General features: G+C 64.5%; 19 protein-coding genes. 5 read left to right on the top strand and 14 right to left on the bottom strand.

Annotated elements, in window-relative coordinates; all coding sequences use genetic code 11:
- Positions 1 to 74 precede the first annotated feature (74 nt).
- The 8 genes from gcvP to arcD (BMY03_RS16585) form a co-directional block, all read right to left on the bottom strand.
- Positions 75 to 2,930, bottom strand: coding sequence for an aminomethyl-transferring glycine dehydrogenase (gene gcvP / locus BMY03_RS16620; RefSeq protein ID WP_094011697.1), 2,856 nt, complete (start codon positions 2,928 to 2,930; stop codon positions 75 to 77).
- Positions 2,931 to 2,939: 9 nt separating this feature from the next.
- On the bottom strand, positions 2,940 to 3,323 hold the full coding sequence (gene gcvH / locus BMY03_RS16615) for a glycine cleavage system protein GcvH (protein ID WP_094011696.1): 384 nt from the start codon (positions 3,321 to 3,323) through the stop codon (positions 2,940 to 2,942).
- 302 nt (positions 3,324 to 3,625) lie between these two features.
- The gene (locus BMY03_RS16610) at positions 3,626 to 5,134 is read right to left on the bottom strand and encodes a sigma-54-dependent transcriptional regulator (protein ID WP_094011695.1); all 1,509 of its coding nucleotides are present in this window, start codon (positions 5,132 to 5,134) and stop codon (positions 3,626 to 3,628) included.
- Between the two features lie 105 nt (positions 5,135 to 5,239).
- Positions 5,240 to 5,608, bottom strand: a complete 369-nt coding sequence (locus BMY03_RS16605) for a DUF5064 family protein (protein WP_031315061.1) — start codon at positions 5,606 to 5,608, stop codon at positions 5,240 to 5,242.
- A 56-nt stretch (positions 5,609 to 5,664) separates the two neighbouring features.
- On the bottom strand, positions 5,665 to 6,594 hold the full coding sequence (gene arcC / locus BMY03_RS16600) for a carbamate kinase (protein WP_023630520.1): 930 nt from the start codon (positions 6,592 to 6,594) through the stop codon (positions 5,665 to 5,667).
- 143 nt (positions 6,595 to 6,737) lie between these two features.
- A complete protein-coding gene (locus tag BMY03_RS16595) occupies positions 6,738 to 7,748 on the bottom strand; it encodes an ornithine carbamoyltransferase (protein ID WP_094011694.1) in 1,011 nt (336 codons plus the stop codon).
- Between the two features lie 68 nt (positions 7,749 to 7,816).
- Entirely contained in the window at positions 7,817 to 9,070 is a 1,254-nt protein-coding gene (gene arcA, locus BMY03_RS16590; RefSeq protein WP_038706746.1) for an arginine deiminase, read from the bottom strand.
- Positions 9,071 to 9,102: 32 nt separating this feature from the next.
- On the bottom strand, positions 9,103 to 10,530 hold the full coding sequence (gene arcD, locus BMY03_RS16585; protein ID WP_023630518.1) for an arginine-ornithine antiporter: 1,428 nt from the start codon (positions 10,528 to 10,530) through the stop codon (positions 9,103 to 9,105).
- Between the two features lie 425 nt (positions 10,531 to 10,955).
- On the opposite strand from arcD (BMY03_RS16585), the gene arcD (BMY03_RS16580) reads away from it, so the two are divergent.
- The gene (arcD, locus tag BMY03_RS16580; RefSeq protein ID WP_023630516.1) at positions 10,956 to 12,383 is read left to right on the top strand and encodes an arginine-ornithine antiporter; all 1,428 of its coding nucleotides are present in this window, start codon (positions 10,956 to 10,958) and stop codon (positions 12,381 to 12,383) included.
- Between the two features lie 24 nt (positions 12,384 to 12,407).
- Here the strand turns inward: arcD (BMY03_RS16580) and BMY03_RS16575 are convergent, their stop codons facing one another.
- The 6 genes from BMY03_RS16575 to gap form a co-directional block, all read right to left on the bottom strand.
- Positions 12,408 to 12,821, bottom strand: coding sequence for a YbaN family protein (locus tag BMY03_RS16575; RefSeq protein ID WP_031315060.1), 414 nt, complete (start codon positions 12,819 to 12,821; stop codon positions 12,408 to 12,410).
- 49 nt (positions 12,822 to 12,870) lie between these two features.
- Positions 12,871 to 13,476, bottom strand: a complete 606-nt coding sequence (locus BMY03_RS16570) for a biliverdin-producing heme oxygenase (RefSeq protein WP_038706745.1) — start codon at positions 13,474 to 13,476, stop codon at positions 12,871 to 12,873.
- 181 nt (positions 13,477 to 13,657) lie between these two features.
- Positions 13,658 to 16,246: a TonB-dependent receptor gene (locus BMY03_RS16565; protein WP_094011693.1), complete on the bottom strand. Its 2,589-nt coding sequence runs from the start codon at positions 16,244 to 16,246 to the stop codon at positions 13,658 to 13,660.
- 125 nt (positions 16,247 to 16,371) lie between these two features.
- Complete coding sequence (locus BMY03_RS16560) at positions 16,372 to 17,334, bottom strand: FecR family protein (protein WP_038706744.1); 963 nt, start codon at positions 17,332 to 17,334, stop codon at positions 16,372 to 16,374.
- Between the two features lie 93 nt (positions 17,335 to 17,427).
- Positions 17,428 to 17,940, bottom strand: a complete 513-nt coding sequence (locus BMY03_RS16555) for an RNA polymerase sigma factor (RefSeq protein ID WP_023632569.1) — start codon at positions 17,938 to 17,940, stop codon at positions 17,428 to 17,430.
- 140 nt (positions 17,941 to 18,080) lie between these two features.
- The gene (gene gap / locus BMY03_RS16550; protein ID WP_038706743.1) at positions 18,081 to 19,082 is read right to left on the bottom strand and encodes a type I glyceraldehyde-3-phosphate dehydrogenase; all 1,002 of its coding nucleotides are present in this window, start codon (positions 19,080 to 19,082) and stop codon (positions 18,081 to 18,083) included.
- A gap of 266 nt (positions 19,083 to 19,348) precedes the next feature.
- Here gap and edd point away from each other — a divergent pair, with 266 nt between their 5' ends.
- From edd to BMY03_RS16530, 4 genes are all read left to right on the top strand, one after another.
- On the top strand, positions 19,349 to 21,175 hold the full coding sequence (gene edd, locus BMY03_RS16545; protein WP_094011692.1) for a phosphogluconate dehydratase: 1,827 nt from the start codon (positions 19,349 to 19,351) through the stop codon (positions 21,173 to 21,175).
- On the top strand, positions 21,172 to 22,128 hold the full coding sequence (locus BMY03_RS16540) for a glucokinase (RefSeq protein ID WP_094011691.1): 957 nt from the start codon (positions 21,172 to 21,174) through the stop codon (positions 22,126 to 22,128). The genes edd and BMY03_RS16540 overlap by 4 nt, the downstream gene beginning before the upstream one ends.
- Before the next feature lie 96 nt (positions 22,129 to 22,224).
- Positions 22,225 to 22,920: a response regulator gene (locus BMY03_RS16535; RefSeq protein ID WP_201754994.1), complete on the top strand. Its 696-nt coding sequence runs from the start codon at positions 22,225 to 22,227 to the stop codon at positions 22,918 to 22,920.
- Entirely contained in the window at positions 22,904 to 24,358 is a 1,455-nt protein-coding gene (locus tag BMY03_RS16530; RefSeq protein WP_094011690.1) for an ATP-binding protein, read from the top strand. The genes BMY03_RS16535 and BMY03_RS16530 overlap by 17 nt, the downstream gene beginning before the upstream one ends.
- The last annotated feature ends 21 nt before the right edge of the window (positions 24,359 to 24,379 follow it).

Genomic DNA, 24,379 nt, shown 5'->3' with positions numbered 1-24,379 from the left:
CGGCTCCCACAGCTTAGCGCTGAACCTGTGGGAGCCGGCTTGCCGGCGATGGGGCGCACAGCGGCCCCACCCGATCAGACGTCCTGGTAACTCTCGATCGACGGGCAGGCGCACACCAGGTTGCGGTCGCCGAACACGTTGTCGACCCGGCCGACCGGTGGCCAGTACTTGCCTTCCACCAGGCTCGGCAGTGGATACACCGCCTGCTCGCGGCTGTAGCCGTGGGCCCATTCGCCGGCCAGCTCCGCCGCGGTGTGCGGGGCGTTCTTCAGCGGGTTGTCGTCCTTGTCCAGGCTGCCGTTCTCGACCGCGCGAATCTCTTCGCGGATCTGGATCATGGCGTCGCAGAATCGATCCAGTTCCTCTTTCGACTCGCTTTCGGTCGGTTCGATCATCAGCGTGCCGGCCACCGGGAAGGACATGGTCGGGGCGTGGAAGCCGAAGTCGATCAGGCGCTTGGCGACATCGTCGACGCTGATGCCGCTGGTGTCCTTGAGCGGACGCAGGTCGAGGATGCACTCGTGCGCCACCAGGCCGTTGCCGCCGGTGTACAGCACAGGATAGTGCTCTTCCAGGCGACGGGCGATGTAGTTGGCGTTGAGGATCGCCATCTGCGAGGCGCGCTTGAGGCCCGCGCCACCCATCATGCGAATGTACATCCAGGTGATCGGCAGGATGCTGGCGCTGCCGAACGGTGCGGCGCATACCGCGCCCTGGGTGTTTTCCAGCTGGGCATGGCCCGGCAGGAATGGCGCCAGGTGCGCCTTGACGCCGATCGGGCCGACGCCCGGGCCGCCGCCGCCGTGGGGGATGCAGAAGGTCTTGTGCAGGTTCAGGTGCGAGACGTCGCCGCCGAACTTGCCCGGGGCGCACAGGCCGACCATGGCGTTCATGTTGGCGCCGTCGATGTACACCTGGCCGCCGTTGTCGTGAATGATCGCGCAGATCTCGCCGATGGCTTCCTCGAATACGCCGTGGGTGGACGGGTAGGTGATCATGATCGCCGCCAGGCGCTCGCGGTGCTCGATGGCCTTGGCACGCAGGTCGTCGATGTCGACGTTGCCGCGCGCGTCGCAGGCGGTCACCACCACGCGCATGCCGGCCATGTGCGCGGTGGCGGGGTTGGTGCCGTGGGCCGAGGACGGGATCAGGCAGATGTCACGGTGGCTGTCGCCACGGCTGCGGTGGTAGGCGCGGATCGCCAGCAGGCCGGCGTATTCGCCTTGGGAGCCGGCGTTGGGCTGCAGTGACACGGCGTCATAGCCGGTGGCGGCGCAGAGCATGGCTTCCAGCTCGCTGGTCATCTGCAGGTAGCCCTGGCTTTGCGCGGCCGGGGCAAACGGGTGCAGGTTGCCGAACTCGGCCCAGGTCACCGGGATCATTTCGCTGGCGGCGTTGAGCTTCATGGTGCACGAGCCCAGCGGGATCATGGTGCGGTCCAGGGCCAGGTCCTTGTCGGCCAGGCGGCGCAGGTAGCGCATCAGCTCGGTTTCGCTGTGGTAGCGGTTGAACACCGGGTGCTCGAGGATGGCCGACTGGCGCAGCAGGCCGGCCGGCAGGCGCACGGCGACGGTGTTGGCCAGGGCGGTGAAGTCAGGGCTGGCCTGGCCGTCGGCGAACAGCTGCCACAGGGCCTCGACATCGGCCTGGGTGCTGGTTTCGTCCAGCGACAGGCCCAGCTGGGCGGCGTCGACCTGGCGCAGGTTGATGCCCTGGACGCGGGCCTTGTCGTGCAGCGCGCTGGTGCTGGCACCGGTGGCCAGGGTGAGGGTGTCGAAGAAATCGCCGGTGACCACCTTGATGCCCAGCTTGGTCAGGCCGGTAGCGAGGATCGCGGTCAGCGCATGGGTGCGCTCGGCAATGCGCTTGAGGCCGGCAGGGCCGTGGTACACGGCGTACATGCTGGCGATATTGGCCAGCAGCACCTGGGCGGTGCAGATGTTGCTGGTGGCCTTCTCGCGGCGGATGTGCTGCTCGCGGGTCTGCATGGCCAGGCGCAGGGCCGGCTTGCCGAAGCGGTCGATCGATACCCCGACCAGACGGCCCGGCATGTCGCGCTTGAAGGCGTCGCGGGTGGCGAAGTAGGCCGCGTGCGGGCCACCGAAGCCCAGCGGCACGCCGAAGCGCTGGGCACTGCCGATGGCCACGTCGGCGTCGAATTCGCCCGGCGGGGTGAGCAGGGTCAGGGCCAGCAGGTCGGCGGCCACGGCCACCAGGGCGCCTGCGCCGTGGAAGCGCTGCACCACCTCGCGGTAGTCGAACACATCACCGTTGCTGGCCGGGTACTGCAGCAGGGCGCCAAAGAAGGCGCTGACGTCGCCCAGTTCGCGCTCGTCGCCCACCACCACCTCGATGCCCAGCGGTTCGGCGCGGGTGCGCAGCACGTCGAGGGTCTGCGGGTGGCAGTGCACGGAAGCGAAGAAGGCATGGCTGGCCTTGTTCTTCGACAGGCGCTTGCAGAAGGTCATGGCTTCTGCGGCGGCGGTGGCCTCGTCGAGCAGGGAAGCGTTGGCGATCGGCAGGCCGGTGAGATCGCTGATCAGGGTCTGGAAGTTCAGCAGCGCTTCCAGACGGCCCTGGGAAATCTCCGGCTGGTACGGGGTGTAGGCGGTGTACCAGGCCGGGTTCTCCAGCAGGTTGCGCAGGATCGGCGCCGGGGTGTGGGTGTTGTAGTAGCCCTGGCCTATGTAGCTCTTGAACAGCTGGTTCTTGGCGGCGATGGCTTTCAATGCGGCGAGGGCATCGGCCTCGCTCTGCCCGTCGTGGCTGCCGAGCACGCTGGTGCCCTTGATGCTGTCGGGGATGACGGCGGCGGTCATCGCGTCCAGCGAGTCGAAGCCCAGGGTCGTGAGCATGGCCTGCTCGTCAGCGGCGCGTGGGCCGATGTGGCGGGCAATGAATTCGTTGGCGGTGCCGAGGTTGATGGTCATGGTGATTCCTCAGGCGTCGTCGTTGGCTTTGAGCAGGCGGTCGTAGGCATCCTGGTCGAGCAGGGCATGCACTTCGCTCATGTCGGCGGGCTTGAAGCGGAAGAACCAGCCTTCGCCCAGCGGGTCTTCGTTGACCAGCTCGGGGTTGTCGTTGAGGCCTTCGTTGACCGCGACCACTTCACCGGCCAGTGGCATGTACACGCCGCTGGCGGCCTTGACCGACTCCACGGTGGAGGCTTCGGCGCCCTTGTCGTACTGCTGCAGCTCCGGCAGTTGCACATAGACCACATCACCCAAGGCGTTCTGGGCGTAGGCGGTGATGCCCACGGTGACGCTGCCATCGGCTTCGACGCGCAGCCATTCGTGATCTTCGGTGAAACGCAACTCGCTCATGGGAATTCCTCGGGAAGCAGGGGCGTTGGGCGCGGTAGGCTCCGCGCTCTTAAGGTTGGAATTCCCTTAGCAATAATGCGGCCAGTCTTAAAAATCCTTATAAATCAATTGGTTAGTTTGTTAATGTAATCGATTTGTCATTTTTGTGGAATGAAATCGATACAGGAGTAGGGTGATTCAAAAGCACAGTGGGATCAAACCCTTGTACCCAGGCACCCAGATGGGTGTGTAGCGAATTCTGTACAGTGGAATGATTTTAATACGGCCTGCTTCCGGAGCGGGACTGGGCCGGCGAAGCAGCATCAGGCCTTGTTTGGAATACCGTACTTGCGCAAGCGCTGGGCTATCGCGGTATGCGAGGTTTGCAAGCGCCCCGCCAACTGCCGCGTCGAGGGATAGCTGGCATACAGGCGTTGCAGCAACTCCCGCTCGAAATCCCCCACGGCCTGTTCCAGGCTGGCCACCTCGCCATCCTGCCCGCGGGCCACCGAGGTGCCGGCGATGTCCAGGTCGCCGATGTCCACCACGTTGCTTTCGCAGATGGCCGCGGCGCGGAAGATCACGTTCTGCAACTGACGCACATTGCCCGGCCAGGGGTTGCCCAGCAGCGCCGGATGGGTAGCGGGCGCCAGGCGGCAGGGCGGGCGCTGGATCTGGGTACAGGCCTGCTGCATGAAGTATTGCGCCAGGGACAGGATGTCCTGGCCGCGATCACGCAGGGGCGGCACCTGCAGGTTGAGCACGTTGAGGCGGTAGAACAGGTCTTCACGGAAGGTGCCCTCGGCGACCATGCGCTCAAGGTCGCGGTGGGTGGCGCTGATGATGCGCACATCCACCTTCACCTCGCGGTCGCCGCCGACGCGGCGGAAGCTGCCGTCGCTGAGGAAGCGCAGCAGTTTGGCCTGCAGGTACGGCGACATCTCGCCGATCTCGTCGAGGAACACCGTGCCCTGGTTGGCCAGCTCCATCAGCCCGGGCTTGCCGCCGCGCTGCGCGCCGGTGAAGGCGCCTGGGGCGTAGCCGAACAGCTCGCTCTCGGCCAGGCTCTCGGGCAGTGCCGCGCAGTTGAGTGCGAGGAACGGCGCGGCATGGCGGCTGCTGATGGCGTGGCAGGCGCGGGCCACCAGCTCTTTGCCGGTGCCGGTTTCGCCATGCACCAGCAGCGGCGCGTCGAGGGCCGCCACGCGCAGGGCGCGGGCCTTGAGGGTGCGAATCGCCGGGGAGTCGCCGAGCATGGCGTCGAAGCCTTCGGCGTGGTCGTGGTGCAGGGCCGACAGCCGCTCGCCCATGCGGTTCGGCGGGTACAGCGTCAGCAGGCCGCCGGCGTGGGTGATCGGCGTGGCGTCGAGCAGCAGGCTCTGGCCGTTCAACTGCATTTCGCGCATGGGCAGGTGGAAATTGTTGTCCAGCAGGGCCTGCAGCAGGTCGGGGTCGCCGAACAGCTCGCCCACCGAACGCCCGGCGGACTCACGCCCGCACAGGGCGATCAGCGCCGGGTTGGCCAGCAGCACCTTGCCCGCGCTGTCCACCGCCAGCACCGGGTCGCTCATGGCGGCGAGCAGGGCGTCGAGTTGCAGGTGCCGGCGTTGGCCGGGGAGGATGTCGACCACTTCCACCGATTGCACGCCGCGTACTTCGAACAGCGCGTCGTGCAGCTCTTCGAGCACGGCGGGACTCAGGGTCGGGGCGTCGATGTAGACGTTCGGCGGGACCATCTCCACGGCATCGAGGTTGAGGTTGCGGGCGCCGAGCAGGGCCAGGACTTCCTGGGTGATGCCGACGCGGTCGATGAAGCTGACGTGGATGCGCATGGGGAGATCGGGGCAGTGGCCAAGCGAGTGCGCCAGTATGCCTTGCCAGGCGGATTAAACCCAATCGCGGGGCAAGCCCGCTGCCACGAAGCCCCGCGATTGCACTCAGCCCAGATGCTCAGGCTTGATAGAATCGCCCGATTTCACATCGAGCTTCTGGCGAATGTCTTCGAACATGTAGTCGTAGAGCTTGTGCGGCGAACCGAGACTCTCGAATTTCTTCGGCGCTGGCAGGTACGACTGGGCCTTGCGGCTCAACTGCATCAGAAAGCTTGGCAGCACCTGGTCCTTGGCCAGGAAGAACTTCTCATCGACGGCCTTGCCCTCGATGTGGCCATGCATGCGGAACTGGATACCGCGGCCTTCGCTGGGATCCGATACGGCCTCGTAGTCGATGCACAGGTCGTAGCTGTGGTCGTTGGTGTTCAGCGCAGTGCGCTCGATATGCACGTGACCGGGTTGATACTGGGCCATGGCGAAGTCCTCCGGAAGGTTGAAAACGGCCGGTGCCAGGCACCGGCCAACTGCGTTCAACGGTAGCTGATTCCCGGCTTGGCGGTGGAAACGCGGGTACCGGCGGTGCCTTTGACGATGTCCTCGATGTTCTCCAGCGAGCTGATTACCGCGACCTTGCCGGTATGCCGGGCGAAATCGCAGGCAGCCTGCACCTTGGGCCCCATGGAGCCGGCGGCAAAACCCAGCTTCTCGAGCTCGTCGGGGTGCGCCTGGGCGATGGCTTTTTGTGTCGGCTTGCCGAAATCGATGTACGCAGCGTCGACGTCGGTGGCGATGATCAGCAGGTCGGCATCCAGCTGTTCGGCCAGCAGCGCCGAGCACAGGTCCTTGTCGATCACCGCCTCGATGCCCTTGAGCTTGCGGTTTTCGTCGTACATGGTGGGGATACCGCCGCCGCCGGCGCAGATCACGATGCTGCTTTTTTCCAGCAGCCACTTGATCGGGCGGATCTCGAAGATGCGCTTGGGTTTCGGGCTGGCCACCACCCGGCGGTACTTGTCGCCGTCGGGCTTGACCACCCAGCCCTTGTCCTTGGCCAGGCGTTCGGCTTCGTCCTTGGCGTACACGGGGCCGATGAATTTGGTCGGATCCTTGAACGCCGGGTCGTTGGCGTCCACTTCGACTTGCGTCAGCAGGGTGGCGAACGGCACCTCGAAGTCCAGCAGGTTGCCCAGTTCCTGTTCGATCATGTAGCCGATCATGCCTTCGGTTTCAGCGCCAAGCACGTCCAGCGGATAGGCTTCATCCGGCTTGTACGACAGCCCCTGCAGCGACAGCAGGCCGACCTGCGGCCCGTTGCCGTGGGCGATGACCAGTTCGTTGCCGGGATGGATCTTGGCGATCTGTTCGGTGGCGGTGCGGATATTGGCGCGCTGGTTGTCGGCGGTCATCGGCTCGCCGCGGCGCAGCAGGGCGTTGCCGCCCAATGCAACAACGATACGCATGGGGAATGTCCTTTGCGGATTTAGGGTAAGCGCCTCGTTCCTTTGTGGGAGCCGGCTTGCCGGCGATCACTGGCGAAGCCGGTGCCATGCACCGTGTTGCCCGTATCGCCGGCAAGCCGGCTCCCGCAGAGTCAAGGCCGCTGTCAGAGATCAGCCAGGGTCGACACGAGGATCGCCTTGATCGTGTGCATGCGGTTTTCCGCCTGCTCGAAGGCGATGCACGCCGGCGACTCGAACACGTCATCGGTCACTTCGATGCCGTTGGCCAGGTGCGGGTACTGTTCGGCGATCTGCTTGCCGACCTTGGTCTCGGAGTTGTGGAACGCCGGCAGGCAGTGCATGAACTTGGTGCGCGGGTTGCCGGTGGACTTCATCAGCTCCTTGTTCACCTGGTACGGCAGCAGTTGCTGGATACGCTCGCCCCAGGCCTCGACCGGTTCGCCCATTGATACCCATACATCGGTGTGGACAAAGTCGACGCCCTTGACCGCGGCTTTCGGGTCTTCGGTCAGGGTGATGCGCGCGCCGCTTTCTTCTGCGTACTTTTTGCACCGTTCGACCAGGTCGTCATGCGGCCACAGGGCCTTGGGCGCGGCGATGCGCACGTCCATGCCGAGCTTGGCGCCGATCAGCAGCAGCGAGTTGCCCATGTTGTTGCGGGCATCGCCCAGGTAGGCATAGCTGATGTCGTGCAGCGGCTTGTCGCTGTGCTCGCGCATGGTCAGCACGTCGGCGATCATCTGGGTCGGGTGGTATTCGTCGGTGAGGCCGTTGAACACCGGCACGCCAGCGAACTTGGCCAGTTCCTCGACGATCTCCTGCTTGAAGCCGCGATACTCGATGGCGTCGTACATGCGCCCGAGCACGCGGGCGGTGTCCTTCATGCTTTCCTTGTGGCCGATCTGCGAGGAGTTGGGATCGATATAGGTGACGTTAGCGCCCTGGTCGTAGGCGGCGACTTCGAAGGCGCAGCGGGTGCGGGTCGAGGTCTTCTCGAAGATCAGGGCGATGTTGTTACCTTTCAGGTGCTGCTGCTCGGTGCCGGTGTACTTGGCGCGCTTGAGGTCGCGGGACAGGTCAAGCAGGTAACGCAGCTCGCGGGTGGTGTGATGTTCGAGGCTGAGCAGGTTACGGTTGTGGATGTTGAACGCCATGATGATTCTCCTTGAGTTCGGTAATCCCCCGGCCGCCGCTGGGTGAGCGCGGCCGGGGTGATGGACGTTTAGTAGTCGATAGGGTCGCGCACGATCGGGCAGGTCATGCAGTGGCCGCCGCCGCGGCCCCGGCCCAGCTCGCCGGCGCTGATGGTGATGACCTCGATCCCGGCCTTGCGCAGCAGGGTATTGGTGTAGGTGTTGCGGTCATAGCCGATGACCACGCCGGGCTCCACGGCCACCACGTTGTTGCCGTCATCCCACTGTTCGCGCTCGGCGGCGAAGCTGTTGCCACCGGTCTCGACCACGCGCAGCTTGACCCCCAGGTGCTCGCCGACCACCTCGATGAATGACTTATTCTCGCGGCGCACGTCCATGCCGTAAGGCTTGCTTTCGTCCGGGCGAATGATGAACGGCACGATCTCTCTCACCACCTCCGGGAAGACCGTGACCAGGTCGCGGTCGCAGAAGCTGAACACGGTGTCCAGGTGCATCGCGGCGCGGGATTTGGGCAGGCCGGCGACGATGACTTTTTCCACCGCGCCTTTGGCGAAGAGGCTCTGTGCCAGCTGGCCGATGGCCTGACGCGAGGTGCGCTCGCCCATACCGATGAGCACCACGCCCTTGCCGATCGGCATCACGTCGCCGCCTTCGAGGGTGGCGTTGCCGTGGTCCTTGTCCGGGTCGCCGTACCAGACCTGGAAGTCGGCGTTGGTGAACTCCTTGTGGAACTTGTAGATGGCGGTGGTCAGCAGGGTTTCCTGGCGTCGCGCAGGCCAGTACATCGGGTTGAGCGTCACGCCGCCGTAGATCCAGCAGGTGGTGTCGCGGGTGAACTGGGTGTTTGGCAGCGGCGGCAGGATGAAGCTGGAGTGGCCCAGGTAGTCGTTGTACATCTTGACCACGCTGGCGCCTTCGCTTTCCGGCAGGTCCTGGCCTGCCACGCCGCCGATCAGGAATTCGGCCAGGTGGCGTGGGTCGAGGCCCTCGAGCCAGCTACGCACTTCGTTGGTGAGGCCGACGCCGACGGTGTCGGAGGTGATCTTGCGGTCGAGAATCCACTTCAGCGCTTCAGGTTGCTGGACGATGTCGGTCAGCAGGTTGTGCATCTCCAGGACATCGACGCCGCGCTCACGCATCTTGGTGACGAAGTCGAAGTGATCGCGCTTCGCCTGGTCGACCCAGATCACATCGTCGAACAGCAGTTCGTCGCAGTTGCTCGGGGTCAGGCGCTTGTGCGCCAGGCCCGGGCTGCAGACCATCACTTTGCGCAGCTTGCCGGCTTCGGAATGAACGCCGTATTTCTGTTTCTCAGTGGACATGGTGAATCCTCCTGTAATGCGAAGACATGGGTTCAGAGCGTCAGGAAGCCGTCATACAAGCCGTAGGCAGCCAACAGGGCGCCCGCGACCACGGCGGCGAAGATCAGTTTTTCCACGCTGGTGAAGATCGGCTGGCCGACCTCGCGCTTGGCCTTGGCGAACAGGATCGCGCCGGGGGCGTAGAGCAGGGCCGAGAGCAGCAGGTACTTGACGCCACCGGCGTACAGCAGCCAGATCGCGTAGAGCAGGGCGATGCCGCCGATGATCAGGTCTTTCTTGCGTTCGGCCAGGGCCTGTTCGTAGGTTTCGTTGCGCCAGGCGAGCAGGAAGGCATAAGCCGCCGACCACAGGTAAGGCACCAGGATCATCGAGGTGGCGAGGTAGATCAGCGACAGGTAGGTGCTGTTGGAGAACAGGGTGATGACCAGGAAGATCTGCACCATGGCGTTGGTCAGCCACAGGGCGTTGGCCGGCACATGGTTGGCGTTCTCGCGGCGCAGGAACTCCGGCATGGTGTGGTCCTTGGCGGCGGCGAACATGATCTCGGCGCACAGCAGCACCCACGACAGCAGCGCCCCCAGCAGCGAGATGATCAGGCCGACGCTGATCAGCACCGCGCCCCAGTGGCCTACCACATGTTCAAGCACGGCAGCCATCGACGGGTTCTGCAGCTTGGCCAGCTCGGGTTGGGTCATCACGCCCAGCGACAGCACGTTGACCAGCACCAGGAACAGCAGCACGGTAATAAAGCCGATGACCGTGGCCTTGCCGACGTCAGAGCGCTTTTCCGCACGAGAAGAGAAGATGCTCGCGCCCTCGATGCCGATGAACACCCACACGGTGACCAGCATCATGTTGCGCACCTGGTTCATCACGCTGCCCAACTCCGGTGTGCCCACGGCCCAGATATCCGCGGTGAACACATCGAGCTTGAACGCGAACAGGCAGATCAGGGCGAACAGGGCCAGCGGCACGACCTTGGCCACGGTGGTGACCAGGTTGATGAACGCGGCTTCCTTGATGCCGCGCAATACCAGGAAATGCACGGCCCACAGCAGGACCGAGGCGCCGATCACCGCCGCCGGGGTGTTGCCCTCACCGAAAACCGGGAAGAAGTACCCCAGGGTGCTGAACAGCAGCACGAAATAGCCGACGTTGCCCAGCCAGGCGCTGATCCAGTAGCCCCAGGCTGAGGAAAAGCCCATGTAATCGCCAAAACCAGCCTTGGCGTAGGCGTACACGCCGCCGTCCAGGTCGGGTTTGCGGTTGGCCAGGGTCTGGAATACGAAGGCGAGGGTGAGCATGCCCACCGCGGTGATGGCCCAGCCGATCAGCACCGCGCCGACACCGGCACTGGCGGCCATGTTTTGCGGCAATGAGAAGATCCCGCCGCCGATCATCGAACCCACTACAAGTGCAACAAGCGCACCCAGTTTTAGTTTTCCGGGAGAATCAGACATTTATCGACTCCGTACCAGGAGAAAGTTGACCTCAGAATAAATCTGACGCCTGGATCATTCGCTGACTTAGATCAGTTCATGCCAGCATGAAGGTAAGAAAAAACCTTCATGCGTCTCCTGGAGGATGCCGACAGCTTCGTTGCAGGCCTTGTACGCTGGCACCTCCATGTCCTTCTGGAGCAAACGCTCCGTTTTGCCTGCGAACCATGAAGTTAGTCTCTTTTAGGCTTTTCGCAAATTTTTCACAGTAAATAGCGACGTATTTAGGTGGGGAGTGAGATACTTTGCAATTGTCACTTTTCACTCCCCCGCGCTATAGACAGTCCGGTTATGAGTGCTATAGCTTTAATGGCTCGATTCAATAAGAAACTTGTAACATTCATGTTGCCAAATACGTTTACGCGCACCCGCGCACGAGGAGCCCCATGAGCGAACCGGGACAGAAGCTACGCCTGGGCGCGCTGATCGCGTTGGTGGTCGGTTCGATGATCGGCGGTGGGATCTTCTCGTTGCCGCAAAACATGGCGGCGCGCGCCGATGTCGGCGCAGTGCTGATCGGTTGGGGCATCACCGCGGTGGGCATGCTGGCATTGGCCTTTGTGTTCCAGACCCTGGCCAACCACAAACCTGAGTTGGACTCCGGGGTGTACGCCTATGCCAAGGCCGGTTTTGGCGACTACATGGGCTTTTCTTCGGCCTGGGGCTACTGGATCAGTGCCTGGTTGGGCAACGTTGGCTATTTCGTGCTGCTGTTCAGCACCCTCGGTTTCTACTTCCCGGTGTTCGGCCAAGGTAATACGCCGATGGCCATCGGCTGTGCTTCATTGCTGCTGTGGGCGGTGCACTTCCTGGTGCTGCGTGGCATCAAGGAGGCGGCCTTCATCAACCAGGTGACCACTGTGGCCAAGGTCGTGCCGTTGCTGATATTCATCGTCATCGCGGCTGTCGCCTTTCGCGCCGATATTTTCACCCGCGACATCTGGGGGATGAGCAATCCGCAGTTCGGCAGCGTCCTCGAGCAGGTCCGCAACATGATGCTGGTGACGGTGTTCGTGTTCATCGGCATCGAAGGTGCGAGTGTCTATTCGGGGCGAGCGCTGCGTCGCACTGATGTGGGCAAGGCCACGGTGATCGGCTTTCTCGGCGTGCTGGCGCTGCTGGTGCTGGTCAACGTGTTGTCGCTGGGGGTCATGACCCAGCCGGAACTTGCCGGGTTGCAGAATCCATCGTTGGCGTCGGTGCTGGAGCACATCGTCGGGCCCTGGGGCGCATTACTGATCAGCCTCGGCCTGGCGGTGTCGTTGCTCGGGGCGCTGCTGTCGTGGGCGCTGTTGTGTGCCGAGATCCTCTTCGCCACTGCCCGTGACAAGACCATGCCGCGGTTCCTGGCGCGAGAAAACGCCAACCATGTGCCGGCCAACGCCTTGTGGCTGACCAACGTGATGATTCAGGGCTTTTTGCTGATCACACTGTTCTCCGCCGGTACCTATACCAGCCTGATCTACCTGGCGTCGTCGATGATCCTGGTTCCTTACTTCTGGTCGGCGGCCTATGCGGTGTTGCTGACCGTGCGAGGCGAGAGCTACCAGGGGCAGGCGGGGTTGCGGCGCAAGGACATGCTGGTTGCCGTGATCGCGCTGTCATATGCGGTGTGGTTGCTGTATGCCGGTGGGCTCAAGTACATCCTGCTGTCGGCGTTGCTCTATGCCCCGGGGGTGATCCTGTTCGCCCGGGCCAAGCGCGAGCAGGGGCAGGTGCTGTTCACCGCATGGGAGAAGCTGATTTTCGCGGCGGTGCTGGTGGGCGCCGGGTTGGCGGCGTATGCGCTGTATTCGGGCTTGCTTAGCCTCTGACTGCTCATGTCAGGCGCGATTGAATCAATTTTGCAATTCGACGCTGCCTTGCGGAACAGGCCGTTCCGGGCGTGACCAGATCCATAGGTTGCCGAGCGCCATGCCGCCGATGGCAAGGAATACGGGCCAGTGGTGCTCGAGGACGATCAGCATGAGGCTTGCGCATAGCAACATGCTGATAGTGGCGCTGATCTTGGCGCGCCGCTGGATCACCTTGCCGTTGCGCCAATTGAAGAGGATCGGGCCGAACAGTCGGTGGTTCTCGAGCCACGCGGACAGCCGCGGCGAGCTGCGGGTAGCGGCCCAGGCGGCGAGGAGGATGAACTCGGTGGTGGGCAGCCCGGGAATGACGATGGCGACCAGGCCAATGCCCAGGCTCACATAGGCCAGGATCGCATACAGCAGGCGGGATACTTTGGAGCGGGCGATTCGGGTCATGGTCTCACTGCAACGGTGCGGCCGCCCGCAGACGGCCGGGTAAAGCGTGTCAGGCCAGCGCCGCGTCGGCGGCATAGGCATGCTTGAGCAGCTCGGTGAAGCGCTCGAAGGCGGCGACCGCGCCACGTTCGGCGGCGGCGTCTTCCTCGGGCGACAGGTCCAGGCTGTCGAGGATGCGGGTGAACTGTTTCCAGCCTTCGGCGCGACCGCCGGCCGGTTCGCCCAGGTGACGGGCACCGAAGGTTTCGGACAGTTCCAGGGCCACGGCGCGCTTGATCAGGAATGCGGCGCCCAGTTTGGAGCCTTCGGAGACGAAGATCCAGCCCAGGGCTTCGCCCAGGCTTGGCTTGCCCAGGGCGCCGGCGAAGGGCGCGGGCACTTCGGTGTCGAGGTCGGCCAGGTCGAGGCGGGCCTGCTCGGCGCGGCAGCGCTCGGCCAGGTCGGGGACGATGGCGATCAGTTGCGGGTCGGTGTACAGCGCCTGCAACTCGGACTGGAACAGGTACTGGGCGACCACGAAGCGGGCGAAGCTCTCGCGGCTGTCGAACGGCTTGTGCGACTTGACCAGGGCGTCCAGCTCGGTGTGCGGGGCATGGGTGACCTGGTTCAGGCGCTGGGAGCGCAGGTTGGCGCGTTCGGTGGAAGGGGCGGTCATGGGGGCATCCTTGGAAAATGGGGCGTCTAGTGACAAGACGAAACAGAAGACGCGGAACAGTAAAAAAACCTCACCTGCGAAGTGAAATCATTCGCACAGGGCTCGATGCAGCGCCGGGCAAGCCCGCTCCCACGCGGGAACTGGGGGAACGAGCTTGTCCGGCGATGGCGATCTCAACCCGTCAGATGTCCCACACCAGGTTGATGGCAAAGTTGCGGCCCGGCATGGTCAGGCGATCGAGATTGGCCGGCTGGGTCACTCCCGCTTCGCCAAGCGCGTCGTAGCCACGTACGTCATCCCACTGCCAGTACTTCTTGTCGGTCAGGTTGTAGAGGCCTGCGTTGACGGTGATGTCGTCGGTCACTTTGTAGTAGCCGGTCAGGTCCAGCACGCCGTAGCCAGGCGTGCGGAACTGCTTGCTGGCGCCATCGGGGGCGAAGAAGGTGGAGTCGTCGACGCGGTCCTTGCGCTTGACCAGGGTCCAGCTCAGCAGCCCCCCATAGTTCTGTTGCTCGTAGCCCAGGCCGAGGACCGCGGTCAGCGGGTTGACGCTGTTCAGTGGCTGACCGTTGTCATCGTTGCGGCCGCGGGCATAGGCCAGCGAGCCTTGGGTGTACAGGCCCTGGGCAGCGCCGAAGTGGTCGAGGTTGAGGCGGCCCTTGAACTCCGCGCCCTTGATGGTGGCGTGCTTGATGTTGTTGGCCTGGAAGGTCGAACCCAGGTTGGCCGACTGCACGGCGTCTTCGTTGATGAAGTCGCGGTACTTGTTGTAGAACACCGCGATATCGAAGTTGCCGGCCTCGAAGTTACCGCGCAGGCCGGTTTCGTAGCTCTTGCTCTTCTCTGGCTCGAGGTCCGGGTTGGGTTGGACGCTGTAGCCCAGGGTCGGGTTGTCGAAGCGGCCGAACATGGCCTTGGCGGTCGGGGTACGGAAGCCCTCGGCGTATTGGCCGTACCAGGTGTAGTTGTCGTTGAAGGCATAGGTCACGCCGAATTTTGGCGAAACGCGGTGCCATTTCTTGTCTGCGTCGTCGATGGCCCCAGGCGCTGCACCGTTACCCTGGACCCCGCGCAGGAACTCGCTGGTCATCTGCGGTTCCATGCGGGTGTAGTCGTACCGAGCGCCGGGCAGGAAGGTCCAGTTGTTCCAGCGGATTTCGTCCTGGGCGAACAGGCTGTAGGTGTTGACCGTCGGGTCGGGGAAGTCGCTGACCCGTACCTGGCCGTCGCCGGGGCTATTCTGGCCGATCGCCGTACAGCTGCCGCCGACGTTGAGGCAGGTGCCGGTACCGCTGCGTGAACCGGTGATCTTTTCATGCTTGAGGGTCGTGCCGTAGGTCAGCAGGTGGTCGGTGGCACCCAGGCTGAAAGCCTTGTCCAGCTGGGCGTCGAATACCCACTGGCGGTCCTTGTAGGTGGTCTGGCGATCGCGGAACACCTGGCGGCCACTGGCGAAATACAGCTCGTCGGTGCGTTGGTCGGTCTTGGCGATCTGGTAGTTCAGGCTCCATTTCACGTGGTCGGCGACCAGGCTTTCAAGGCCGAACTCATGGTTGATGCCAAAGCGCTCGCGGGTAACGGTGTCGTCGCCCTGGCGCATCCGATACATGTTCGAGGCGCCGCGGCCCGGAATGAAGGGGCCTCCGACGGCGCTGAGGATGTTCTGGTCGCGGTCGTCCTTGTAGTGCTCGTAGGTGAAGCCGAAGCGGGCATCGTCGGCGTAGTTCCAGCCAAGCTTGGCCAGGACGTTGGTGGTGCGCACGTCCTCCGGGTTGGCCTTGCTGCGGTTCAGGCCGGTGCCGCCGTGTTCGCCATACGATTCGGTTTCATGGCCGTTACGTTGGCTCAGGTGCAGCAGGCCATCGAAATCGCCCTGGCGACCGGCGACGGTAGCCGAGGTCAGCCAGCTTTCGTCGGCCGAGCTGTAGCCGGTCTTCAGACGGGCGCCGACATCCTTGCCCGGCTTGATGATGTCCTCGGGATCGAGGGTGTAGTAGCTCACCGCGCCGCCGATGGCGTTGCTGCCGTACAGCACCGAGGCCGGGCCGCGGAGGATCTCGACGCGCTTGACGATTTCCGGGTCGACATAGTTGCGCTGGGTCTGGGCGTAGGGGCCATAGAAGAAACTGTCGGGGATCGACACGCCGTCGACCTGGGTCAGGATACGTTCACCGTCGATGCCGCGAATGTTGTAGCCATTCAGGCCGCTGCGCTGGCCGACGCCACCGACGGAAACACCCGGCTCATAGCGCACCAGTTCCTTGATGTCGTTGACGTTCTGCCGGTCCAGTTGCTCGCGGGTCTGCACGCTGACGGTGCTCGGCACCTGGCTGACGTCCTGGGCGCTGCGGGTGGCGCTGACGGTCACCTGCTGCAGGGCGATGGCGTTGCCGGCGGCCTGGCGTTCCAGCACCACGTTGCCATTGCTGATCTTGCGGTAGCCCAGGCCGGTGCCGCGCAGCAGGCGCTGCAGCGCCGCTTCCGGGGCCAGCGATCCCTGTACGCCCGGCGAGGCCACACCGTCGGCCAGCTCGGCACTGAAGCCGACCTGCCAGCCGGTGACCTGGCTGAAGGCATTGATGGCTTCGACCAGCGGTTGCTGGGCGATGGCGAAGCGGTAATCGCCCATGCGCGGGCTACTCGCCTGGGCCGGTTCCACGGCCAGCGCGGGCAGGCTGCAGGCGCCGCTGGCGAGCAAAGCCAAGGTCAACAGGGACAATTGCCCGCAGCGGCGGGAAGAAGAGGACGGGCGGGTTTGACCTTTGGGCATCGAAAGCGCTCCCTGTCGCGCGTGAGTCATAAACAGTGTTTGTTCTCGTTTTCGAACGAGAATCAATCGTATTGGCTATAACGAGACGGGCGAGGTGTGGCGATCGCGTAAAAAAACTTGCAAGGTCAGTTAAGAATTACCACGGCTGGGTATTCATGCAGTTGCGCCGAGGTGATGTGGGCCAGGGCACGCAGCGTTTCCAGCGGCTGGTCGAGGCGATAGTTGCCGGTGACCGCGACCTGCTCCAGGTGCGCGTTGCGGTTGATGATCCAGCCCGGGTAGTAGCGGCGGACCTCCGCGAGCACCTGGCTCAGCGGGCAGTTCTCGAACACCAGGCGGCCTTCGATCCAGGCCAGGTCCTTGCTCATGTCGGGGCGCTGGCGCTGGCCGAAGCCCTTGGGGCCGACGCTGATGCTGTCGCCGGCGCTCAGGCGGATGCGTTGGTCGCTCGCGGCCTGCAGGTCGACATCGCCGCGTTGTACCCGCACCTGGGCCTCGCCATCGAGGTAGCGTACGGCGAAATCGGTGTCGCGCACGCTGGCGCGCAGTGGGCCGGCCTGGACTTCCAGCGGCGGCTGGCTGGTGTTGGACACCTGGAAGTACGCCTCGCCCTGCAACAGCCGGGCGACCTTGCGGCCTTCGCGCTCGTCGCTGGCAAAGGCCGAATTGGTGTTGAGCAGCACCTTGGCGCCGTGGTCCAGCTCCAGGCGCTGGCGCTCGCCGACCACGGTCAGATGGTCGGCCTGCAGGCGCACCGGCAGGTTGCCGAACGTGAACAGCCCGACCAGCAGCACCGCGGCGGTGGCCAAAGGTTTCCAGTGGCTGCGCAGGCGCCCGGCAAGCGAGCGCTTGCGCCGTTGCTGCAGTTGCCCGGCCACCTGGCGCAGCGATGCGCCGTTCCACATCGCCTCGGCTTCGACATAGGCCTCGGCGTTTTCCGGCTCGGCGCCCAGCCAGTGCTCGAAAGCGCGGGTGTCGTCTTCGCTGGCGCATTGCAGGCGGATCAACCAGTCCAGCGCCTCTTCGCGTGCACGGGCGCGGGCATCAGGCTCGGCGGGTGACGGGCGAGGGGTGGGGTGGTCGGTCACGACGGATCCTTGCATTGGGCATTTTTGGCGCATGATCAGTGCAGAACTTGCCCATGGCAAGGGCTTTGCGCTGACCAGCGGCGAGCGGTCGCGTCACTGGTGACGATCGGCCACGCCCATGCAGATGGCCATGATCAGTTTCAGCTCCTTCTGCACGGTGCTGGCCGAGACGCTCAACTGCTCGGCGATTTCCAGGTAGCTGGCGCCGTGCAGGCGGCTGAGGATGAAGATGCGCTGCTGGCGTTCGCTCAACTGGCCGAGGCTGACGCTCAGGTGCTTGAGCAGTTGCTCGGCGTGGGCGGCATCCTCGCTGCTCGCGGCAGGGGCTGCGACGTTATGCAGGACCTGTTCGGGCACGTCGTCCACCAAGGTGCGCGCTTGCACCCGGCGCGTGCGCAGGTGGTCCAGGGCAAGGTTGCGGGCGGTCTGGAACACGAAGGGTTCCAGGTGCTCGATCGGGCGCTCGCCCAGGGCGCGGGTGACCCGCAGATAGGTTTCCTGCAGCAGGTCCTCGGCAGTGCTGGGGTTGCCCACCATGCGCTGCAGCGTGCGCAGCAGGGTGAGACGCTGGGTGAGGAACACTGAGTTGAACCGGGACTGACTCACGGGGGAACCTGGGCGTTTTGGGATGAATGATAATGCTTATCATCACCGACCAAGGTCAAGCATGGAAATGTCACGAATGAGTAAAGCTTGTGGCAGCAGCCCACTCCCACAAGACCTTACTCTGAAGACCTGACCCTGCCTTAACGCGCGTTGAACAACGCCAGGCAATTGTCCAGCATGCGGTTGGAGAAGCCCCACTCGTTGTCGTACCAGGCCAGCACCTTGAGCATCCGCCCGTTGGCGCGGGTGTGGTTGGCGTCGAAGATCGACGACAGCGGGTTGTGGTTGAAGTCGCACGACACCAGCGGCAGGGCGTTGTAGCCCAGTACCCGGGAATGACGGCTGGCCTCGAGGAACAGCTGGTTGACTTCTTCGGCGCTGGTTTCGCGCTGCAGGTTGACCGTGAGGTCGACCAGCGACACGTTGATCACCGGCACCCGTACGGCCATTCCGGTGAGCTTGCCGGCCAGTTCCGGCAGGACCAGGCCCACGGCTTCGGCAGCGCCGGTCTTGCTCGGGATCATCGATTGGGTGGCCGAGCGGGCGCGATACGGATCGCTGTGGTAGACGTCGGTGAGGACCTGATCGTTGGTATAGGCGTGAATGGTGGTCATCAGGCCTTGCTCGATGCCGAACTCGCGGTGCAGCACCTGGGCAATCGGCGCCAGGCAGTTGGTGGTGCACGAGGCGTTGGAGATGATCTGGTGCGAGGCGCGCAGCACATCGTGGTTGACCCCGTAGACCACGGTGGCGTCGACACCCTTGGCCGGGGCGCTGACGATCACCTTGCCGGCCCCGGCGCTCAAGTGCGCCGCGGCCTTGGCACGTTCGGTGAACAGCCCGGTGCATTCGAACACCACATCGATGGCCAAGGTTTTCCAGGGCAGCTCGGCAGGGTTGCGGATGGCGCTGACGGCGATACGGTCGCCATTGACGGTGAGGCTTTCGTGGTCGGCCTCGACAGTGGCATCGAAGGTGCCGTGGACGCTGTCGTACTTGAGCAGGTGGGCATTCATCGCGCTGTCGCCCAGGTCGTTGATGGCGACGACCTGCAGGTCCTGGCGGTAGCCCTGCGTGTACAGTGCGCGCAGGACGTTGCGTCCGATGCGGCCGAATCCGTTGATGGCGATGCGTAGGGTCATGGTATTACCTCTGGCAGTCGGGTGAAGCCTGTGGCACAAAGGACAGCTTCACTGAAACGGTTTTGTTGTTGGAATTACAAGATTATTCACCGAGAGATAGAAAACAAGCCTTTTTGCTGGCAGTATTTTGTTTAAACATACAACGAGTGGTTGGGTTGTCCCCTTGTCGAGCGGTGCTGGCGCCTTTTCATAGAGACTAGGTCGCAATCGTTTGGAGGGAAAATGCCCCAGTAAAGCCGCCCCACAGTTAGCCTGGAGTCCAGTACATGCATCCGCGCATCCTTGAGGTCACCGAACGGCTGATCGCCCGCAGCCGCCGTACCCGTGAACGCTACCTTGAGCTGATCCGTGGGGCGGCCAGTGACGGACCCATGCGCGCCCAGTTGCAGTGCGCCAACTTCGCCCATGGCGTGGCCGGCTGCGGCGGGGACGACAAGCAGACCCTGCGCCTGATGAACGCGGCCAACGTGGCCATCGTCTCGGCCTACAACGACATGCTCTCGGCGCACCAGCCGTACCAGCACTTCCCCGAACAGATCAAACAGGCGCTGCGTGAAGTCGGTTCGGTCGGCCAGTTCGCCGGCGGCGTGCCGGCCATGTGCGACGGCGTCACCCAGGGCGAGCCGGGCATGGAGCTGGCCATCGCCAGCCGCGAGGTGATCGCCATGTCCACCGCCATCGCCCTCTCGCACAACATGTTCGATGGCGCGCTGATGCTGGGCATCTGCGACAAGATCGTCCCCGGGCTGATGATGGGCGCCTTGCGTTTCGGCCACCTGCCGACGATCTTCGTGCCGGGCGGGCCGATGGTCTCGGGCATTTCCAACAAGGAAAAGGCCGATGTGCGCCAGCGCTACGCCGAGGGCAAGGCCACCCGCGAGCAACTGCTCGAATCGGAAATGAAGAGCTACCACGGCCCCGGTACCTGCACTTTCTACGGCACCGCCAACACCAACCAACTGGTGATGGAGGTCATGGGTCTGCACCTTCCGGGCGCCTCGTTCGTCAACCCCTACACGCCGCTGCGCGATGCCCTTACCGCCGAGGCCGCGCGCCAGGTCACGCGCATGACCAAGGCCAGTGGCAGCTTCATGCCCATTGGCGAGATCGTCGACGAAAAGGCCCTGGTCAACTCGATTGTCGCCCTGCACGCCACCGGCGGCTCGACCAACCACACCCTGCATATCCCGGCCATCGCCCAGGCCGCCGGCATCCAGCTGACCTGGCAGGACATGGCCGACCTGTCCGATGTGGTGCCGACGCTGTCCCACGTCTATCCCAACGGCAAGGCCGACATCAACCACTTCCAGGCCTCCGGCGGCATGGCCTTCCTCATTCGCGAGCTGCTCGACGCGGGCCTGCTGCACGAGGACGTCAACACCGTGGCCGGGCACGGCCTGCGCCGCTACACCCAGGAGCCGTTCCTCGAGGATGGCCGCCTGGTCTGGCGCGAGGGGCCGCGGCACAGCCTCGACGAAAGCATCCTGCGCCCGGTGGCGCGGCCGTTCTCCGCCGAGGGCGGGTTGCGGGTGATGGAAGGCAACCTTGGCCGTGGCGTGATGAAGGTTTCCGCCGTGGCGCCCGAGCACCGGGTGGTCGAGGCGCCTGCCCGGGTGTTCCATGACCAGCAGTCGCTGGCCGATGCGTTCAAGGCAGGCGAGCTGGAGCGGGACTTCGTCGCGGTGGTGCGTTTCCAGGGGCCGCGCTGCAACGGCATGCCCGAGCTGCACAAGCTGACGCCTTTCCTCGGCGTGCTGCAGGATCGCGGCTTCAAGGTGGCGCTGGTTACCGACGGGCGCATGTCCGGTGCTTCGGGCAAGATCCCGGCGGCCATCCACGTCTGCCCGGAGGCTTTTGATGGTGGCCCGCTGGCGCGGGTGCGCGATGGTGATATCGTGCGCGTCGATGGTGCCGAAGGCACGCTGCGGATCATGGTCTCGGCCGAGGAACTGGCCGGCCGTGAACTGCCAGCGCCACCCAAGGGTAACGACCTGGGCTGCGGGCGTGAGCTGTTCGGCTTCATGCGTGTGGCGTTCAGTTCCGCCGAGCAAGGCGCGAGCGCCTTCACCTCGGCTCTGGAGAACCTCGAATGAAGGCCTTGCTGGTCGGCGACATCGGTGGCACCAACGCGCGTTTCGCCGTGTGGCGCGACGAAGAACTGCAGGCGGTCCAGGTGCTGGCCACCGCCGACTACACCAGCCCCGAACAGGCCATCGAGGCCTACCTGGCCGACCAGGGTATCGCCCGTGGCGGCCTGGCGGCGGTGTGCCTGGCGGTGGCAGGCCCCGTGGACGGCGACGAGTTCCGCTTTACCAACAACCACTGGCGCCTGAGCCGCAGTGCGTTCTGCCAGACGCTGCAGGTCGATCGCCTGTTGTTGATCAACGACTTTTCCGCGATGGCGCTGGGCATGACCCGCCTGCGCGCAGGCGAATTTCGTGAAGTCTGCGCAGGCCTCGCCGATCCATCGCGCCCGGCGCTGGTGATCGGCCCCGGCACCGGCCTGGGCGTGGGCAGCCTGCTGCGCCACGGTGAGCATTGGCTGGCACTGCCGGGGGAGGGCGGGCATGTCGACCTGCCGGTGGGCAATGCCCGTGAGGCGGCGATCCACCAGGAAATCCATCGGCAGATCGGCCATGTCAGTGCCGAGACCGTGCTCAGTGGCGGTGGGCTGGTGCGCCTGTACCAGGCCATTTGTGCGCTCGATGGTGCTGCGCCGACGCACAAGACCCCGGCGCAGATCACCGACGCGGCGCTGGCCAACGAGCCACGGGCGCTGGCGGTGGTCGAGCAGTTCTGCCGGTTCCTCGGCCGGGTGGCGGGCAACAATGTGCTCACCCTCGGGGCGCGGGGTGGCGTCTACATTGTCGGTGGCGTGATTCCCCGTTTCGCCGAATTGTTCCTGCGCAGCGGCTTTGCCGCGAGCTTCGCCGACAAGGGCTGCATGAGCGGGTATTTCGCCGGGGTGCCGGTGTGGCTGGTGACGGCAAAGTTTTCCGGGTTGCTGGGGGCCGGAGTGGCTTTGCAGCAAGCGCTGGACCTCTAACCGACGGAGCCGCACTGCGGCCCCCCACAGCAGGCATCAAGATCTGCGTTTACAAAAGGACTGACCATTGTGACCACTGCCGGCAAATCGATCCTGATGGTCGACGACGACCAGGACATCCGCGAACTGCTGCAGACCTACCTCGCCCGCTGCGGCCTGCAGGTGCACGCCGAACCTGACGGCCAGGGCTTTCGCCGCGCCCTGGACGCCAACTCCTACGACCTGGTGATCCTCGACGTGATGCTGCCCGACGAAGACGGCTTCAGCCTGTGTCGCTGGGTTCGCCAGCACCCGCGCCAGGCGCGGGTGCCGATCATCATGCTTACCGCCAGTTCCGATGAAGCCGACCGGGTCATCGGCCTGGAGCTGGGCGCCGATGACTACCTCGGCAAACCCTTCAGCCCGCGTGAGTTGCAGGCGCGGATCAAGGCCTTGTTGCGTCGTGCCGATTTCGGCCAGGCGGCGCCGGCCAGTGCGGTGCTGGCCTTCGATGACTGGCGCCTCGACACGATCAGCCACCGTCTGTTCCACCGCGACGGCGAAGAGGTGATCCTCTCCGGCGCCGACTTCGCCCTGCTCAAGCTGTTTCTCGATCACCCGCAGCAGATCCTCGACCGCGACACCATCGGCAACGCCACCCGTGGTCGCGAGCCGATGCCGCTGGACCGTATCGTCGACATGGCGGTCAGCCGCCTGCGCCAGCGCCTGCGCGACACGGAAAAACCACCCCGGCTGATCCGTACCGTGCGCGGCAGCGGCTACCTGCTGGCGGCCAATGTCTGCCCGGCCTGACGAGCGTCGCTGGCGCCTGCTGCCGCGCTCGCTGCTGGGGCGCATGCTGCTGCTTACCTTGCTGGTAGTGTTGCTGGCCCAGGGCCTGTCCAGCGTGATCTGGGTCGCGCAATTGCGCGCCAGCCAGCTGCAGGGCTTGCGCGCCAGCGCCAGCAGCCTCGCGCATTCGATGAGTGCCAGTGTCAGCTACTTCCGTTCGCTGCCGGTGGCCTACCGGCCCATGGTGCTGGACCAGTTGCGCAGCATGGGTGGCACGCGCTTCTTCGTCTCGCTCAACGTCAAGCCGCTGGAAATGCCGGTGTTGCCGATCACCCCGCGCAAGCAGGCGGTGATCGACGTTTTTCAAGAGGTGCTGCACGAGCGCCTTGGCCAGCAGATGGAGATCTCCGTTGAGTTCGTCAGCCCTGACGATCTGCGCATCTTCAACAGCGGCCTGAAACTCGATGAGCTGCCCCGCTCCTGGGCGCACTATTCGCTCACCCTCGAGCCGCTCAACCCGCCGGTACTGGTGACCCAGCTCCGCCTCGGCGAGGGCGAGTGGCTGTACATCGCCTCGCTGTTGCCTGAGCCCTACACCAGCCTCGAGGCCGAACGCCTGCCGCGTCAGCAGATCGGTTTCATTGCCCTGACTACCGTGCTGTTGTTGCTGTTCATCGGCCTGCTGGTGCACTGGCAGAGCCGGCCGCTCAAACGCCTGGCACGGGCGGCGCGGGAAATGTCGCTGGGTGCCGACGTGGCCCCAGTGGCCGAGGGCGGCGGTAGCGAGGTGGTCGAGGTGGGGCGGGCGTTCAACAACATGCGCGAGCGGATCAGCCGCTACCTGACCGAGCGTTCCCAGCTGTTCAGCGCCATTTCCCACGACCTGCGCACACCGATCACGCGCCTGCGCCTGCGGGTGGAGCTGCTTGAGGACGAGAAGCTGCAGGCCAAGTTCAGCCGCGACCTCGATGAGCTGGAGCTGCTGGTCAAGGGCGCCCTGCAATGCGTGAAGGACACCGATATCCACGAGAACATCGAGCCGATCGATCTCAACCAGGTACTGGAGATGCTGGCCGAGCCTTATCTCGGCGATGGGCGCATCACCGTGGAGGGGCAGGCATTGGCACCGTACCCCGGAAAATCGCTGGCCTTGCGCCGCTGCATCGGCAACCTGATTGACAACGCCATCAAGTACGGCGAGCGCGCGCAGCTGCGCATCATCGATACCGCCGAGAGCTTCGTGCTGCAGGTGGACGACCAGGGGCCGGGGGTGCCCGAACAGCGCCTGGAGCAAGTGTTCGAGCCGCACTTCCGCCTCGCCGGGCAGCAGCAGGGGTATGGGCTGGGGCTGGGCATCGCGCGCAACATCGCCCATAGCCATGGCGGCGAGGTGAGCCTGTTGAACCTGCGCGAAGGTGGGTTGCGGGTGACCTTGTACCTGCCGCGTTCAGCCGAATGAGCCCTTGCTACGCGATAAGCG

The organism is Pseudomonas soli (genome assembly GCF_900110655.1).
GTDB classification, from domain to species: Bacteria; Pseudomonadota; Gammaproteobacteria; order Pseudomonadales; family Pseudomonadaceae; genus Aquipseudomonas; species Aquipseudomonas soli.
This window is presented reverse-complemented; position numbering and strand designations above follow the sequence as displayed.